18 protein-coding genes are annotated in these 14,524 nt (G+C 67.4%); 11 read left to right on the top strand and 7 right to left on the bottom strand.

The genetic code is table 11. From position 1 onward, the window contains the following. Window positions 1–82 precede the first annotated feature (82 nt). A complete protein-coding gene (locus JOF44_RS12050; protein WP_209891542.1) occupies window positions 83–796 on the bottom strand; it encodes a class I SAM-dependent methyltransferase in 714 nt (237 codons plus the stop codon). A gap of 377 nt (window positions 797–1,173) precedes the next feature. Here JOF44_RS12050 and JOF44_RS12055 point away from each other — a divergent pair, with 377 nt between their 5' ends. Then, on the top strand, window positions 1,174–1,773 hold the full coding sequence (locus tag JOF44_RS12055) for a hypothetical protein (protein WP_209891545.1): 600 nt from the start codon (window positions 1,174–1,176) through the stop codon (window positions 1,771–1,773). 116 nt (window positions 1,774–1,889) lie between these two features. Here the strand turns inward: JOF44_RS12055 and JOF44_RS12060 are convergent, their stop codons facing one another. Together JOF44_RS12060 and JOF44_RS12065 are read right to left on the bottom strand one after the other, a co-directional pair. After that, window positions 1,890–2,303, bottom strand: coding sequence for a DUF302 domain-containing protein (locus JOF44_RS12060; protein WP_209891548.1), 414 nt, complete (start codon window positions 2,301–2,303; stop codon window positions 1,890–1,892). A 55-nt stretch (window positions 2,304–2,358) separates the two neighbouring features. Then, the gene (locus tag JOF44_RS12065; protein WP_209891551.1) at window positions 2,359–2,616 is read right to left on the bottom strand and encodes a metal-sensitive transcriptional regulator; all 258 of its coding nucleotides are present in this window, start codon (window positions 2,614–2,616) and stop codon (window positions 2,359–2,361) included. Between the two features lie 160 nt (window positions 2,617–2,776). Between JOF44_RS12065 and JOF44_RS12070 the strand changes: the two genes are divergently transcribed. Genes JOF44_RS12070 through JOF44_RS12100 form a run of 7 tightly spaced genes read left to right on the top strand, consistent with a single transcriptional unit; the run spans window position 2,777 to window position 7,922 of the window. After that, window positions 2,777–3,073 (top strand): rhodanese-like domain-containing protein, encoded by a 297-nt coding sequence (locus JOF44_RS12070; RefSeq protein ID WP_209891554.1) that lies wholly within the window; start codon window positions 2,777–2,779, stop codon window positions 3,071–3,073. A 31-nt stretch (window positions 3,074–3,104) separates the two neighbouring features. Next, a complete protein-coding gene (locus JOF44_RS12075) occupies window positions 3,105–3,974 on the top strand; it encodes a sulfite exporter TauE/SafE family protein (protein WP_209891558.1) in 870 nt (289 codons plus the stop codon). After that, window positions 3,971–4,363, top strand: a complete 393-nt coding sequence (locus JOF44_RS12080; RefSeq protein WP_209891561.1) for a thioredoxin family protein — start codon at window positions 3,971–3,973, stop codon at window positions 4,361–4,363. Before JOF44_RS12075 ends, JOF44_RS12080 begins: the two co-directional genes overlap by 4 nt. Then, window positions 4,360–5,637: an MFS transporter gene (locus JOF44_RS12085; protein ID WP_342591769.1), complete on the top strand. Its 1,278-nt coding sequence runs from the start codon at window positions 4,360–4,362 to the stop codon at window positions 5,635–5,637. The genes JOF44_RS12080 and JOF44_RS12085 overlap by 4 nt, the downstream gene beginning before the upstream one ends. Window positions 5,638–5,690: 53 nt before the next feature. Next, on the top strand, window positions 5,691–7,133 hold the full coding sequence (locus JOF44_RS12090; protein WP_209891564.1) for a rhodanese-like domain-containing protein: 1,443 nt from the start codon (window positions 5,691–5,693) through the stop codon (window positions 7,131–7,133). Further along, entirely contained in the window at window positions 7,130–7,726 is a 597-nt protein-coding gene (locus JOF44_RS12095; RefSeq protein ID WP_209891566.1) for a rhodanese-like domain-containing protein, read from the top strand. The genes JOF44_RS12090 and JOF44_RS12095 overlap by 4 nt, the downstream gene beginning before the upstream one ends. A 31-nt stretch (window positions 7,727–7,757) precedes the next feature. Continuing rightward, window positions 7,758–7,922 (top strand): hypothetical protein, encoded by a 165-nt coding sequence (locus JOF44_RS12100; RefSeq protein ID WP_209891571.1) that lies wholly within the window; start codon window positions 7,758–7,760, stop codon window positions 7,920–7,922. A 330-nt stretch (window positions 7,923–8,252) separates the two neighbouring features. Here the strand turns inward: JOF44_RS12100 and JOF44_RS12105 are convergent, their stop codons facing one another. Both JOF44_RS12105 and cmtR read right to left on the bottom strand, forming a co-directional pair. Beyond that, window positions 8,253–8,855: a cadmium resistance transporter gene (locus JOF44_RS12105; RefSeq protein ID WP_007925754.1), complete on the bottom strand. Its 603-nt coding sequence runs from the start codon at window positions 8,853–8,855 to the stop codon at window positions 8,253–8,255. Next, window positions 8,852–9,211 (bottom strand): Cd(II)/Pb(II)-sensing metalloregulatory transcriptional regulator CmtR, encoded by a 360-nt coding sequence (cmtR, locus tag JOF44_RS12110; RefSeq protein ID WP_182800757.1) that lies wholly within the window; start codon window positions 9,209–9,211, stop codon window positions 8,852–8,854. Before cmtR ends, JOF44_RS12105 begins: the two co-directional genes overlap by 4 nt. Window positions 9,212–9,404: 193 nt before the next feature. Here cmtR and JOF44_RS12115 point away from each other — a divergent pair, with 193 nt between their 5' ends. The 3 genes from JOF44_RS12115 to JOF44_RS12125 are packed head-to-tail and all read left to right on the top strand — an operon-like array spanning window position 9,405 to window position 12,221. Continuing rightward, window positions 9,405–10,001, top strand: coding sequence for a recombinase family protein (locus tag JOF44_RS12115; RefSeq protein ID WP_010534181.1), 597 nt, complete (start codon window positions 9,405–9,407; stop codon window positions 9,999–10,001). Window positions 10,002–10,008: 7 nt separating this feature from the next. Continuing rightward, window positions 10,009–11,406, top strand: coding sequence for a Mu transposase C-terminal domain-containing protein (locus JOF44_RS12120; protein WP_209891574.1), 1,398 nt, complete (start codon window positions 10,009–10,011; stop codon window positions 11,404–11,406). Next, on the top strand, window positions 11,403–12,221 hold the full coding sequence (locus JOF44_RS12125) for an AAA family ATPase (protein WP_209891575.1): 819 nt from the start codon (window positions 11,403–11,405) through the stop codon (window positions 12,219–12,221). Before JOF44_RS12120 ends, JOF44_RS12125 begins: the two co-directional genes overlap by 4 nt. 768 nt (window positions 12,222–12,989) lie before the next feature. Here JOF44_RS12125 and JOF44_RS12130 read toward each other — a convergent pair. Both JOF44_RS12130 and JOF44_RS12135 read right to left on the bottom strand, forming a co-directional pair. Further along, entirely contained in the window at window positions 12,990–13,424 is a 435-nt protein-coding gene (locus tag JOF44_RS12130; RefSeq protein ID WP_209891578.1) for an HIT family protein, read from the bottom strand. Between the two features lie 292 nt (window positions 13,425–13,716). Beyond that, window positions 13,717–14,436 carry a TetR/AcrR family transcriptional regulator gene (locus JOF44_RS12135; protein WP_209891581.1) on the bottom strand — a complete coding sequence of 240 codons (720 nt, stop codon included), beginning with the start codon at window positions 14,434–14,436 and terminating at the stop codon, window positions 13,717–13,719. Window positions 14,437–14,524: the final 88 nt, after the last annotated feature.

The raw sequence follows: 14,524 nt of genomic DNA on the forward strand, positions 1-14,524 counted from the left end.
CGATCTGTCAGACGTGCAGCACTGTGAACAGCGGTTCGACGGCCGTGGCGAGTGCGCGGTTTCTCGCTATGTCGTCAGGTTCCTAGCGGGGCGGAGGAAGCGCCCGGTCCTTGGAAGCGAGAATGGTGATGGAGACCGGGACGTCCTTCTCACCCGGTTCCGTGACCCTGTCGATCCGAAGGCCAGCGTCGACGAAGGCGTTCAGAAACTCCGCGAGGGGAACTTGGCGCATGCCGCCGACTTTGTACCGTATGCCACCCTCTCCCCACCAGGGGGCAGACTCATGTCGTCGTGCCTCGCGATAGGTCGTGTGTACGACCAACTCTCCTGCGGGGAGGCTGTGTACATGTGGTCCGTTGAAGCACGGGTGCACTCCGTAGAACATAAACATCCCCGTGGGGCGCAGAACTCGTGCGGCTTCCCTGACCATGCGGCTGAAATCGTCGACGTCCGTGGACGTCCAGGCGCTCATGACCAGATCGAAGGACTCGGAGTCGAATGGGAGGTCCTGGGCGTCGCCCTGGTGTACTCGGGGGCATCGCTGACGCGCCAGGCGAAGCTGGTCCTCAGAGATGTCGACGCCGGTTGCGGTCCAGCCGAGTTCTTCGATGATGGCGAGGTTCCTGCCTGTGCCGCACCCGATGTCCCGGCACGTGCCGGATCCTCGCGGGAGGGTCTCGCGCAAGACCGCGTCTCTGTGGGGACCTTCCGCCATCTGGGCGTCATACCAGTCTGCGAGGCCGTCGTAGCGAGCTCGGCTATCTGGGATGTTCGGTGACCTCGTCGGCGAGTTCATGCAAGAAGCCTATCGAAGTCCTCGCCTGCCAGACCGGTACAACTCTGCCCCACGCCGTCGAGAACTCGTCGTCGGCGACGATGCAGCACTGGAGGACGAACCGTCCCGGGATTGATGCCGCCGCTGTTGGAGTCGAGGTGCATCAGCAACACCCCAAAGAAGGACGCGCCTCAGCTGACCGCACGAGGCCGCCAGCGGACGTGTCCGGAAGATGGGTACCCCAGCGGTACAGTTGCGGCCGAGTGACGTGCGGTTGCCAATAGGGTTCGAACGTGTACTTTTGCGACACATCTGTCGCACGGGGTATACCCCACTGGGGCAGGCTGGCAGGTTTCCGTTGCGGCTATCGTGTAACGGTGGATCAGGCAACTCGGGGCATGGGCGCCTTCGTCGATGAGTCGAGCGCCAATCGGGGCGCTGCGACGCAGGAGTATCTAATCGGGGCCGCGATCTTGGATGCAGAGCATCAAGACTCGATTCGGGAGGAGCTCCTCCCTCTGCTCTTGCCCGGCCAGATCAAGCTCCATTGGACAGATGAGAGCGAACGCCGCCGTCGTCGGATCGTTGATGCGATCGTTGCGGTCGGTCCAATGAATGTCATCGTGACGCACCTGAGTGAGCGCCAACGGAAGACGGAGCGGTTTCGACGCAAGTGCCTAGAGGTTCTCTACTACGAGCTCGCCGGGGCTGAGGTGCTTGAGGTGACGCTTGAGAGCCGAAGCTCAGTGCAGGACTCGAAGGATCGTGCGCACATCGTCGCTCTGCAGAACCAAGGACTCGACCGGGGGGTGCGGATCCAACACCTGAGGGGCGGAGACGAACCACTGTTGTGGATCGCAGACGCGGTGCTCGGCTCCATTAACGCTGCTTACTTGGGCAATCCGGCGCACCTGGCGGCCTTGCAAAGCACGATCCTGCTCGAGCAGCGAACCCCAGAGTCTTTGACCCCTTGCGCAGGGGCAAGCGAAAGGCCCTAGATCCAGTCGTCCGGCTGGGGTTCTAAGGCCTTCTTCCGCACCCGTCGTAACGGGGGGCACTACCTATGGTAGCCAGCGCTCGCCAAGCTGGCAAGGCTCAGCCGGGGCGCCGAGGGTCAGTCAGCCCGCGGCAGCGACTCCAGGGCTGCGCGCAGCCGTGCGTCGGCGTCGTCAGCCACTGCGCGGACGTGGTCACTGCCGCTGATCTGGACCATAACTTTCGGATCCATCGCCTCGATGATGCTGCGGCCTTCATCGGCGCCGGCCCGGACGATCACGTTGCAGGGCAGGAGTGCGCCGAGCTGCGGCTCCGCGGCGAGGGCCCGGCGAGCAAGGCTGGGGTTGCAGGCTCCGAGGATGATGTAGTCGCCGATCTCCTCGGCGGCGGCGGTATCGAGCTTCTTCTCGAAGGTGGCCCGCATGTCGATCTCGGTGATGATCCCGAATCCCTGCTCGGACAGCGCTGTACGGACGGACTCGACGGCCTCGGTGTACGGCTGGTCGAGGGTGAGGTGATGGGTATAGGTCATCGCGTTCTCCTTCGGGTCGTCGTGCCGGACCTCGATCATCTCGAGGTCCGGGGTCTCAGGCCAGGGTCAGGAACAGCTTCTCGAGCTCCTTGCGGTCCAGATCCTTGTCCGGGCTGGTCATGCACTGCTCCATACCGCTGGCGATGATCGCGAATCCCGCGCGGTCCAGCGCCTTGGAGACGGCCGAGAGCTGGGTGACGACGTCCTTGCAGTCACTCCCCTCCTCGATCATCCGGGTGACAGCGGCGAGCTGCCCCTGGGCGCGCTTGAGGCGGTGGATGACAGGGGTCATGTCATCGGGGTTCAGTTCCATGGCGTTCTCCTGACGAGCCGAGGCGTTGACACCACACTATACCCCCGGGGGTGCCTTGCATACCCCCCTGGGTATGTGAGAGTGTGCGTTCCAGTGGCGATGGTTCGCCTGCCGCGACGGATCCCGTCGCTGGCTCCTCGATGCTCGAGAGGGAGTTGTCATGTCTGAGATCACTGTTGCCGAGGTAGACGTCCGTCGCGTGCGGGACCAGATCGTCGATGTCCGGGAGGATGAAGAGGTTGCCGAAGGGATGATCCCCGGGGCGCTCCACATCCCGCTGGGTCAGCTGGCCTCGCGGACGGCAGAGCTGGACCATGCGCGGCCCGTGGTCACGGTGTGCCGCAGCGGCAAGCGCAGCGCGCGCGCAGCGGAAGAGCTCACAGCGGCCGGTTTCCAGGCCGAAACCATGAACGGCGGCATGATCGCCTGGCGAAACGCCGGCCTGCCGACCTCCTGACGGACGCCTCACCTCGAAAGGAAGGTCCTCCGTGACGTTCATCCTCGTTTTGACCCTGTTGCTGGCGGTCCTGATCGGCGTCTCGCTCGGACTGCTCGGCGGTGGCGGCTCGATCCTCACGGTCCCGATCCTGACCTATGTGGCGGGCCTGTCACCGAAGGAGGCCATCGCCGCTTCCCTGTTCGTCGTCGGGACCACCTCGGCAGTCAGCGCCATCAGCCACGCCCGGGCAGGCCGGGTGCGGTGGCGCACCGGGTTGATCTTCGGGGCAGCCGGGATGGTCGGCGCCTTCGGAGGCGGCCTCCTCGGTGGCTACATCCCGGGCACCGTGCTGATGATCGCGTTCGCGCTGATGATGGTCGCGACGTCGATCGCGATGATCCGCGGCCGCAAAGGCGCCCGCGCAAAGGATGCCTCCCCGCGCGACCTGCCCACGGCGAAGATAGTGGCCGAAGGGCTCGCGGTCGGACTCGCCACCGGCCTGGTCGGCGCGGGCGGAGGGTTCCTGGTGGTGCCCGCCCTGGCGCTGCTGGGAGGGCTGCCGATGCCTGTGGCGGTGGGCACCTCGCTGGTGGTGATCGCGATGAAGTCCTTCGCGGGACTCGCCGGCTACCTCACCTCGGTCTCGCTGGACTGGGCCCTGGTGGGCGGGGTGACCCTGGCCGCGATCCTCGGCTCACTGCTCGGATCCCGCCTGGCCGGGCGGATCCCCGAAAACGTCCTGCGCAAGGGCTTCGGGGTCTTCGTCCTGTTCATGGGGGCCTTCGTCCTGGTCCAGGAGCTGCCGGGGATCGCCGGCACCATCGTCGGCGCGGTAGCGGTGCTGCTCGCCCTCGCGGCCGCCGGATGCTGGTTCCTACTGCCGAGCTGCCCCCTGCGTGCGACGCGGCGGCCCGCATGAGCGCCTCCGCTCCCCACGCACCCGGGCGCGTCCTCGGTCTGACGGAGACCACGTTCGGTTCCGCGATCCGTTCTCATGAGCTGGTCGTGGTGGACTTCTGGGCCTCCTGGTGCGCCCCGTGCCGGCGCTTCTCCCCCATCTTCGCTGCCGTCGCCGCCGAGCACCCGGAGGTGCTGTTCGCCTCCGTCGATACCGAGTCGGAGCCCGGACTGGCGGCTGCCGCGAACATTCGGGCCTTGCCCACGCTGATGCTCTTCCGTGACGGGCTGCTGGTGCAGACCCATCAGGGCGGGCTCCGCGCCCCCCGCCTCACCAGGATGCTCGAGACAGTGCGCGCCCAGGACATGGGTTCCGTGGGCGCGCCGGCCCCGGAGGCTGGTCAAGGGTGACCCATCGCGCCATCGTTGCTCCGCTCCGATGGGGGCTGCGGGAGAACCTTCCCCAGTTCCTGCTGCTCGTGGCAGTCAACGCCCTGGTCGGGGCGACCCTCGGGCAGGAGCGGACCGTACTGCCGCTGCTGGCCACTGAGGAGTTCGGGCTGGACCACTACTCCGGGGCGCTGACGTACATCCTCGCCTTCGGCCTGGCCAAAGCCGGCGCGAACTATCTCGCCGGCACCCTCAGCGACCGCCACGGGCGCAAGCCCGTACTGGTCGCAGGATGGGTGCTCGCCCTGCCGGTCCCGGTTCTGCTGATCCTGGCCCCGACCTGGGGGTGGGTCGTGGCCGCGAACGTCCTGCTGGGTATTAGCCAGGGCCTGACCTGGTCTACCACCGTGGTGATGAAGATGGACCTGGTCGGCCCCCATCGTCGCGGCACCGCCATGGGCCTGAACGAGGCCGCCGGCTACCTGGGGGTCGCCGGGACCGCGATCGCCACCGGATACCTCGCCGAGGTCTATGGACTGCGGCCTGCACCGTTCCTGCTGGGCGCCGCCTTCATCACCCTCGGCCTGGGACTGTCGGTTCTCCTGGTGCGCGAGACCCGCGATCACGCGCGCCACGAACCTGGCGGCGCTGAGGCGCCCGACAGGGAGAGTCGCAGCGACCGGGAGGTCTTCGTGCTGACCAGCTTCCGGGACCGCTCACTGTCCTCGATCAGCCAGGCCGGCCTGGTCAACAACCTCAACGACGGCCTGGCCTGGGGGCTCTTCCCCGTCCTCTTCGCGACCGCGGGGCTGCCACTGGGGCAGGTCGGCGTGCTCACCGCGGTCTATCCGGCCGTGTGGGGCGCTGCGCAACTGGTGACCGGGGCGCTGTCTGACCGGTGGGGCCGTAAAGGCCTCATCGTCACCGGCATGCTCACCCAGGCACTGGCCCTTGTCCTGATCGCTGCCGGCTCGAACTTCCCGTCATGGCTCGGGGCGATGGCGCTGCTGGGACTGGGCACCGCGATGGTCTACCCCACCCTGCTCGCCGGCATCGGCGATGTCGCCCACCCGTTGTGGCGGGCACGAGCGGTGGGCGTCTACCGGCTGTGGCGGGACGGCGGCTTCGCCATCGGCGCCCTGGTCGCCGGCATCACGGCCGATGCCCTCGGACTCGAGGCCGCGGTCATCATCGTGGCCGCCTTGACTGCCGCATCCGGAGTTCTCGTCGCGCTGCGCATGCGCCGCAACGACCACCTCCCGACCCCCTCGTTGCATACCCCCGGAGGTACCTGATACCCTCGGGGGTATAGCTCGATCGCTATCGCCCACACCGCACAGGAGGAATCGTGCTTCTCGAACGCATCTATGACGAGGACCTGTCCCAGGCCAGCTACTTCATCGGCTGCCAGTCCCAGAGCGTGGCACTGGTGGTGGATCCACGGCGCGACATCCAGGTCTACCTGGACCTCGCCGCCCACCACGGGATGACCATCACCGCCGTGACCGAGACCCACATCCATGCCGACTTCCTCTCCGGCACCCGCGAGCTGGCCGCCGCCACCGGCGCCACCGCATACGTCTCCGGCGAGGGCGGCGAGGACTGGACCTACGGCTTCGACGCCGAGTTGCTGCACAACCGCGACACGATCCAGCTGGGCAACATCACCGTCACCGCCCGCCACACCCCAGGCCACACCCCCGAGCACCTGTCCTACCTCGTCACCGACGGCGCCTTCACCGACGAACCCGGCTACTACCTCACCGGCGACTTCGTGTTCTCCGGGGACCTGGGCCGCCCGGACCTGCTGGACGAGGCCGCCGGCATGGAGGACACCCGCTTCGAGGGCGCCAAGCAGCTGTTCGCCTCGCTGAAGAACGCCTTCCTCACCCTGCCCGACCATGTGCAGGTCTTCCCCGGCCACGGCGCCGGATCGGCCTGCGGCAAGGCGCTCGGCGCTCTGCCCTCGACGACCGTCGGTTATGAGCGGAAGTTCGCCTGGTGGGCCACCTACCTCGAGCGCGACGACGAACAGGGCTTCATCGACGAGCTGCTCGACGGCCAGCCCGACGCGCACGCCTACTTCGCCCGCATGAAGCGCCAGAACAAGCAGGGTCCCGCCATCCTCGGCCGCCGCCCCACGCCGGGAGTGGTCGGCGTCGAAGAGCTCACCCGCGGACTCCAGGACGGCACCTACGCCCTCATCGACACCCGTCCCGTGGACCAGGTCCACACCGGGACCGTGCCCGGCGCGCTCAGCATCCCCTCGCTCGGCAAGGCCGCCACCCACATCGCCTGGGCCTTCGACCCCGAGACCGACGACGCCGAGCTCGTCGTCCTCGCCGAGGACGCCGAGACCGCCACCGAGTACGGCGACCACTTCGTGCGCGTCGGCGTGGACTCCCTGACCGGCTATGTCACCTCCCTCGACGGCCTGCCCACCACGGTCCCCGCGGTCGTCTCCCCGGCCCACCTGGAGGCGCTGCGCGCCGAGGACGCCACCGCCCTTCTGCTGGATGTGCGGAACCGCAGCGAGCACGCGGACGGGACCGTCCCCGGTGCCGAGCAGCTCTCCGCCGGGAAGGTGCTCTTCCACCAGGACGACCTGCCCGACCGTGAGGCGGGCCGGCTGATCACGTTCTGCCAGTCCGGACTGCGCAACTCCGTCGCCGCCGCGGCGCTGCGCCGCGCGGGCTACGACGTGGTCGAACTCGACGGCAGCTACGCCGCCTGGTCCCACTGGACCGCACAGCAGCACGACCTCGCCACCACTGGAAAGGACGCCCGATGACCGCCCCCCTGCGAAACGCCCCCCGCACCGTGGCGCCGGCCGAGCTCACCCGACGCCTCTCCGAGGATCCGGAGCTGATGATCGTCGACGTCCGCACCCCGGGCGAGTTCGACACCACCCACATCCGCGGCTCCTACAACGTGCCCCTGGACCTCCTCACCGAGCACACCGCCGACCTCGCCGAACGCATGCACGACCACGTCGTGCTGGTCTGCCAGTCAGGTGCCCGGGCGAGCAAGGCCTGCTCGGCTCTGCATGAGGCCGGCTTCGACGCGGTCGACGTGCTCGAGGGCGGCATCGCCGCCTACCAGGCAGCCGGCGGCACCGTGGTGCGACGCGGAACCCGCTGGGCGATGGACCGTCAGGTCCGCATGACGGCCGGCTCCCTCGTCCTGCTCGGCACCCTGGCCGGCCAGCTGATCCACCCCCGCCTGGGGCTGCTCGCCGGCGCCATCGGCGCGGGCCTGACCTACTCCGCCCTCAGCGACTCCTGCGCCATGGCCTCGGTCCTCTCGAAGATGCCCTGGAACCGCGTCGCACCGGACCCCTCCCTCGCAGCCCTCTTCGAGAAGGCGCCCTCGCAGGCCGCTTGAACCACCCCGCCATCACCGCTAGGAGAACCCCATGTGCAGAGCTACCACCTGCCGTACCTGCGGCAAGACCACCTGGGCCGGCTGCGGCCAGCACGTCGACCAGGTCATGAAGAACGTCGCCCGCCAGGACCGCTGCCCGGGCCACGCGAAGGAGGAATCCCGCGGAGGATTCTTGGCGCGTCTCCTCGGTCGCTGATCCCACCAAGCGCTCGACCTCAAACCGGGGCCCTCCGCGAGCACTGACGCGCCCGTGGAGGGCCCCTCTCGGAGCAGAGCGCGCCGCACAGCATGGCGCGTATCAAACTAGGGCACTCCAGCGAAACAGTTACTGAGCCGTCGTTTACGGTTCCCGATAGGGCCCGAAAGTGCACTTTTGTGTGGCTTCGTTCGCTTGGTGGCGGGGTTTTTGCAGCGCTCCGTGGCGGTCTTGTTGCCGCGATCACGCAGGACTGGCTGCAGGTAGGTGTCGCGGTCTGAACCGAGAGGGGTGCGCCCGGTCGGGGCCGTTTGGATCGCTGCCGCTACGTCAGAGTCCGAAGGCTCCGCCGCTGACGAGGATCACGATGCCGAGGCCGATGAGAACGATGGGGAAGAGGATGTGCTCCCAGCGTTCGAGCACTTCGGCGATCGGGGGGCGGGTGGCGACGAACTTTGCCAGGGCCACCAGGACCGCGACGAGCGCGAGGAAGACGATGCAGTAGGCGACTACTGCGAGAGGTTCCACGCTGAGGAAGACAGGGGTGTAGACGCCGATGTTGTCGCCGCCGTTGGCAAGGGTGACGCCTGCGACTGTCCACACGCCGACCTTCTTGCCGGCAACCTTGGCCTCGTCGTCATCGTCGTCATCGTCTCCGCGCCAGGCCTGCCATGCGGCCCAGAGGCCGAGGCCCAGAGGGATGAGACCGAAGTACGGGATGGCTGCCGAGGGCAGGAATGCTCCGGCACCGATGGTCACCAGGACCGCGGCACCGAGGATGCCGACGAATCCGAGGTACTGGCCGGCCAGAATGCGGGCGGTAGTGCCGCGCTGGCCTGCCCCTCGCGCGAAGAAGAGGGAGAGCACGATGATGTCGTCGATGTTGGTCGCTGCGAACAGGCCCATCGCCTGCAAGACCGAGGTGAGGATCATGCGCCCTCCCCAGCTGCGTCGCATCCGGGAAGCGAGCAGGCGGGATCGATGCACGGGGCGTCTTCGTCCACTGTCAGGGTGGCATCGACCAGTGCCGTCAGCGCCTGCGCCAGGTGCGAATCGGCGATCTCATATCGTGTCCGACGACCCTCGGGCTCGGAGACGACGATCCCGCAATCGCGCAGGCATGCCAGGTGGTTGGACACGTTCGGGCGTGTCAGGTCCAGATCTCGGGCCAGTTCCGCCGGGTAAGCGGGATGGTCGAGCAGGGTCAAGATGATCCGGGATCGAGTGGGGTCGGCCAGTGCACGACCCAGGCGGTTCATCACGTCGAGACGCGAAGCAATAGTCAGCATAGACTGAACTATACAGCGCGCACTGAACACTCGGTCACAGGCGTCAGCCCAGATCGCATGCCCGTAAGGGGAACCCTCACCGGACACCACCGCTACTTATCGAGAGGAACGACGGCACGCCTGGCGGGCTGTCCCGTAAGACCCGTCCGGTGAACTGTCCGGTGAAGGGAGGCTATATGACACACTGGGGAGCATGTCCCCCTTGAAGGTCGGCTATGCCCGAGTCTCCACCGACGAGCAGGACCTGACCGCGCAGCGTGACGGACTCGCGGCGTTCGGTGTCGATCCCAAGCGCATCTACGTCGATCACGGGCTCACGGGCCGCAACGCCGACCGTGAGGGCCTGCGGCAGGCGCTGGCTGCCTGTCGGGACGGCGATACGTTCGTGGTCACCAAGCTCGATCGGCTGGCGCGTTCAGTCCGTGATGCCCACCAGATCGCCGACGACCTCGCGGCGCGGGAAGTGAAGCTGAGCATCGCCGGATCGGTGTACGACCCGACCGACCCGATGGGGAAACTGTTGTTCAACGTGCTGGCGATGGTCGCCGAGTTCGAAGCCGACCTCATCCGTGCCCGCACCCGCGAGGGGATGAAGGTCGCCAAGGCCAAGGGCCGGCTGCGCGGGAAGTCACCGAAACTCACCCCCCGGCAAGAAGCTCACCTCGTCCAGCTACATGCCGCCGACGAGCACACCGTGGGCGAGCTGGCCGAGCTGTTCAGCGTGGGCCGCTCCACGGTCTACCGCGCCCTTCAGCGCGCCGAGCGCGGGCGCGAGAACGCCTTGCAGTAGGTGCGTGATGGACGCTCGAGCGCGGTGGCGAATCCTCAGGCTCCACGTCGAGGACCAGGTGCCCCTCGCGCGCTTAGCTCGCGAGACCGAAGTTGGGCTGCGGACCCTGGAGCGCTGGCACGCCCGCTACCGCGCTGACGGCTACGCCGGACTGGAGACAGCCTCACGGGCGGACGCCGGCTCCCGCCGCCTGCCGCCCGACCTCGTCGACCTGATCGAGGGACTGGCACTGAGCAAGCCGCGGCCGGCCATCGCCACCATCCACCGCAAAGTAACCGGCATCTGCGCCGCCCGGAGGTGGCCGGTCCCCTCCTACTCGGTGGTGTGGGACATCGTGCGGACCCTGGATCCCGGCATGGTCACCCTCGCCCTGGAGGGCGCAGCGTCCTACCGCGACAAGCACGAGCTGGTGCTACGCCGGCAAGCAGAGCTGCCCAACGCGATGTGGCAATCCGATCACACCATGCTCGACATCCTGGTGGTGGGCACCGATGGCAGGCCCGCGCGGCCATGGCTGACAACGATCCTCGACGACTGCTCCCGGGCGGTCTGCGGCTACACAGTCTTCCTGGGCGCACCGTCGGCGATGAACACCGCCCTGGCGCTGCGCCAAGCGATCTGGCACAAGACCGACCCGGCCTGGCCGATGTGCGGCCTGCCCGACGTGCTCTACGTCGACCACGGCAGCGACTTCACCAGTGACCAGCTCGCCCACACCGCCGTCGACCTCCACATCCGACTGATCCACTCCACCGTCGCCCGACCCCAGGGACGGGGCAAGATCGAGCGGTTCTTCGGCACCATCAACACCGAGCTACTCGCCACCCTGCCCGGACACATCACCGAAGGGCACCCCTGGCCGACACCGAAACTGTCCCTGGCCGCCCTCGATAGCGCCCTGGAGGCGTTCGTGGCCACCTACAACGACCGCACGCACAGCGAGCTCGGAACCTCCCCGCGCAGCGCGTGGATCGCCGACGGCTGGCTGCCCCGAATGCCCGAGAGCCTGGAAGACCTCGACAGACTGCTGTTGACCGTCGCCAAGACCCGCGTCGTGCGCCGCGATGGCATCCGCTTCCAGGGCCTGCGCTACGTCTCGCCAACTCTGGCCGGCTACGTCGGACGCTCGGTCGTGATCCGCTACGACCCCCGCGACATCACCGAGATCCGCGTCTTCGATCACGACGAATTCGTCTGCAAGGCCGTCAACCAAGAGCACCACGACCAGAAGGTCAGCCTCAAGGAGATCCAGGCCGCGCGCAACGCCCGCCGCCGAGCGCTGCGAGCCGGCATCAACGAACGCATCGCCCTCGTGGCCGCACCTACCGAGACGCCACGGATCACCGAAGCACCGGCTCCGGCGCCGAGGTCGGCGTTGAAGATCTACAAGGAGGACCTCAGGTGAGCCAGCGCTTCATCGTCACCAAGGAGCACCGCCGCTTCACCGAGTTCGCCGACGCCGTGCGCCGCGGGCACACCATCGGTTTGTGCTTCGGATCAGCCGGCGTAGGAAAGACACTCTCCGCGCGCCGCTACGCACACTACGAGAAGGCTCATGACCTGCTGACCTACTGGGGGCCGCGCTCCGACAACGACGCCAAGATCTACGCCGCCTTGAACCGGAGCCGCACCGTGCTCTACACCCCCAGCGTGCTGACCACCCCGCGGACCCTGAAGGACGAGCTGACCCAAGCCATCACCCGCACCAACATGTGCATCGAGCAGCACCTCGTACCTCCCGGCACGGCCACTCCCGAGGCCTGGGGATGGCGACACGGCAGGAACTACGTGGAGCTGATCATCGTCGACGAGGCCGAACGACTGCGTCCCGCCGCGCTGGAACTGCTGCGCGATCGCTACGACCGCGACGACATCGCCCTGATCCTGATCGGCATGCCCGGCCTGGAGAAGCAGTTCAGCCACTACCCCCAGTTCTACAGCCGAGTCGGCTTTGCCCACCAGTACCGGTCCCTGGGACAAGACGAACTGCTGTTCGTCCTCGAGCGACACTGGCGATCCCTCGGCAAGACCCTCGATCCCGACGACTTCACCGACGCCCAAGCCATCGCAGCCATCGCACGGATCACCCGCGGCAACTTCCGGCTCCTCGAACGCCTCTTCCCCCAGATCCAGCGGGTCCTGAAGATCAACGAACTCGACACCATCACCAACGACGTCATCGAAGCCGCACAGAGCACCCTGGTCATCGGTGTCACCTGACCCCGCCACGAAGCGACCGAAGAACCCCGCCATTCAGCAGACGAAGTCACAACGGCATTTCTGCGACAGATCTGCCTCGTGGGGTATACCCCAACGAGACGGCTGACGACTGTTTCGTCGACCATCGTCGGCCTCCAGAAGCGCCCAGCATCGCTGGAGGTCGGGTCCCCTCGGAACCTCCGCTTGTTAGCGTCACGACCATGCGGACCCCCTCCCTCGCGTCTCTTCGCCCACTGTCCCAGTTCGCTCGCGATGCCGCGGCGTACTCAGCCTTCGGCGCCATCCCCGTCGGGCGCCTGCACGGCAGGCAAGCCCTGGCCCTCGTTGCGGCGTCCGCCGCCCTCGGCGCGGCGGGAACGTTCCTCGGCCTCCGGGCCGCCGCGAGAGCACGCACGGCCGCTCCCGACGGCTGGATGCCGTGGACTCCCCATGGGCAGGCTGCCCTGGCTGGTCCTGCGAAGACCGAGGGAGACGGAGCGAAGCCCCCGGGTGGGGAGGACCGTCGGGCGCTGGCACGGAGAGCTGCCATCGCCGCCGTGGCGGGGACGATGTCCGGCGGCGCCACCGCCATCGGAGTGGCGGCGGACAGGCGCATGGAAGCGTTCTTCACGGATCGGGGCGCGCGGCACCCGAGGCTCGCCGTGGGTCTGAGCCAGGGCATCGGCTACGCCGGACTGATCGCGCTCATCGCAGCCGTGGTCGACGCCCGGGAGAATCCGGGGAACCGCGCGTCCCCCTCACGCTCACCGCTCGCCCGGCAACCTGACGTCAGGACGGCGAGGCAGCCATGCCGCTCCGGATGCGCTCGGATGCGTCGTTGAGCTCGGCGCGCGGCTGTTCACGCCAGTCAGCGTCGATGCGGAAGCCATCGCCGGGCGTCCGCGGGAACACGTGGAGGTGGGCGTGGAAAACCTCCTGGAACGCAACCTCGCCGTCGGCCAGGAACAAGTTCACGCCCTCGCACGGAAGCCCCGAGTTGCGCAGTGCCGCGGCGAGACGCTGGCCGGCCCGGAACATCGACATCCCGAGCTGCTCGTCCAGGTCAGCCAGGTAGGGCGCGTGCCGCTTGGGGATGACAAGGAGGTGCCCGTCAGCCACAGGCTGGATGTCCATGAAGGCGAGGACATCTTCGTCCTCGTACACCCGGCTCGACTCCACGGTTCCGGCTACCACCCGGCAGAAAATACATTCATCGGCGCTCATGGACTCCACGGTGCCCGATCCGACGCGAACGGCTGCCCGGTTTCCACTGAACACGCGCCTTCGAGCGCCAACCCATCACACCGGAATCCAATGGGGCCAACGCCGGCGGACCTGTTGCGCAGGTCGAGGTACCTCAACTGAGCGCATCCGTCCCGCTAAGCATCACCCTGCGTGACAGCTACGCGACCGTAACTTGTCAGGTCGAGCGATAGGTCGCGTGGCTAATTCAGAAGTATCTGGCACAACGCGCGTATCGGTCCCAACCAAAGTATGGACGCTTCGGCCCGTCTCTTCATGGCGATACCGTTTTCCCCAAGTCGTGCTCGTGGAGGCTGGCGATCGCGGCCGTGCATGCATCGTCGAGCGCGGCACGCGCCTCGCGGGCAGCTGCTTCGGGATTGACGGCGACTGCGGGCTCGAGCAGTGCAGTACACGCCGTGGCCAGTGTTATCTGGGGGTCGCTGCCGGGCAGTAGATCGGCGACAGGCTCGCGGGACGCGATGTCGTGCAGCCCATGCATGAGTCCGGCGGCGGCGTGCACCTGCATCTCCAGGGGCAGGTCTGCGCGGATCACTCCGTGATGTCGCAGGACGGGAAAGATCCGCAGGAGTATTGCCACAGGGCCGATGATGCGGGTGATCTGCACGATAGCGGGATGGTTCTCCATCACGCTACGCACACTCGGTCCGGTCGAGCGCACGGTGGCTGCAAAGGGATGCTGCTCGAAGGTGCTGCCGACCAGCGGCAACAGGCGGTGCGGGACGACGTTCGCCGGGTTGTCGCGCATCGCGGCGCCGATCTCGGAAAGCACGTCGAGGAAGTCATGGGCGAGCAAGTCGGCGAAGAGGTCTTCCTTCGTCGACCAGTACAGGTAGAGCGTGCCCTTGCCGACGCCAGCGTGGTGGGCGATATCCGCGATCGTGATGCCGCGCATCCCGCCCTGCAGTGCCAGTTCCCGTGAGACCTGCAAGATCCGCTCGATCCGCGGCGACATGGTGCTCGTCGTCCCCATCAGTGACTCCTCGTGTCCTGCGCCTACCGGTTGCCGGGTGGTCGCGTCCGTCGTCTCCATCGCTGTGGCCGCACAGCCCGGCCATGGC

The sequence above is a fragment of the Brachybacterium fresconis genome, assembly GCF_017876515.1.
In the GTDB taxonomy this organism is placed as follows: Bacteria; Actinomycetota; Actinomycetes; order Actinomycetales; family Dermabacteraceae; genus Brachybacterium; species Brachybacterium fresconis.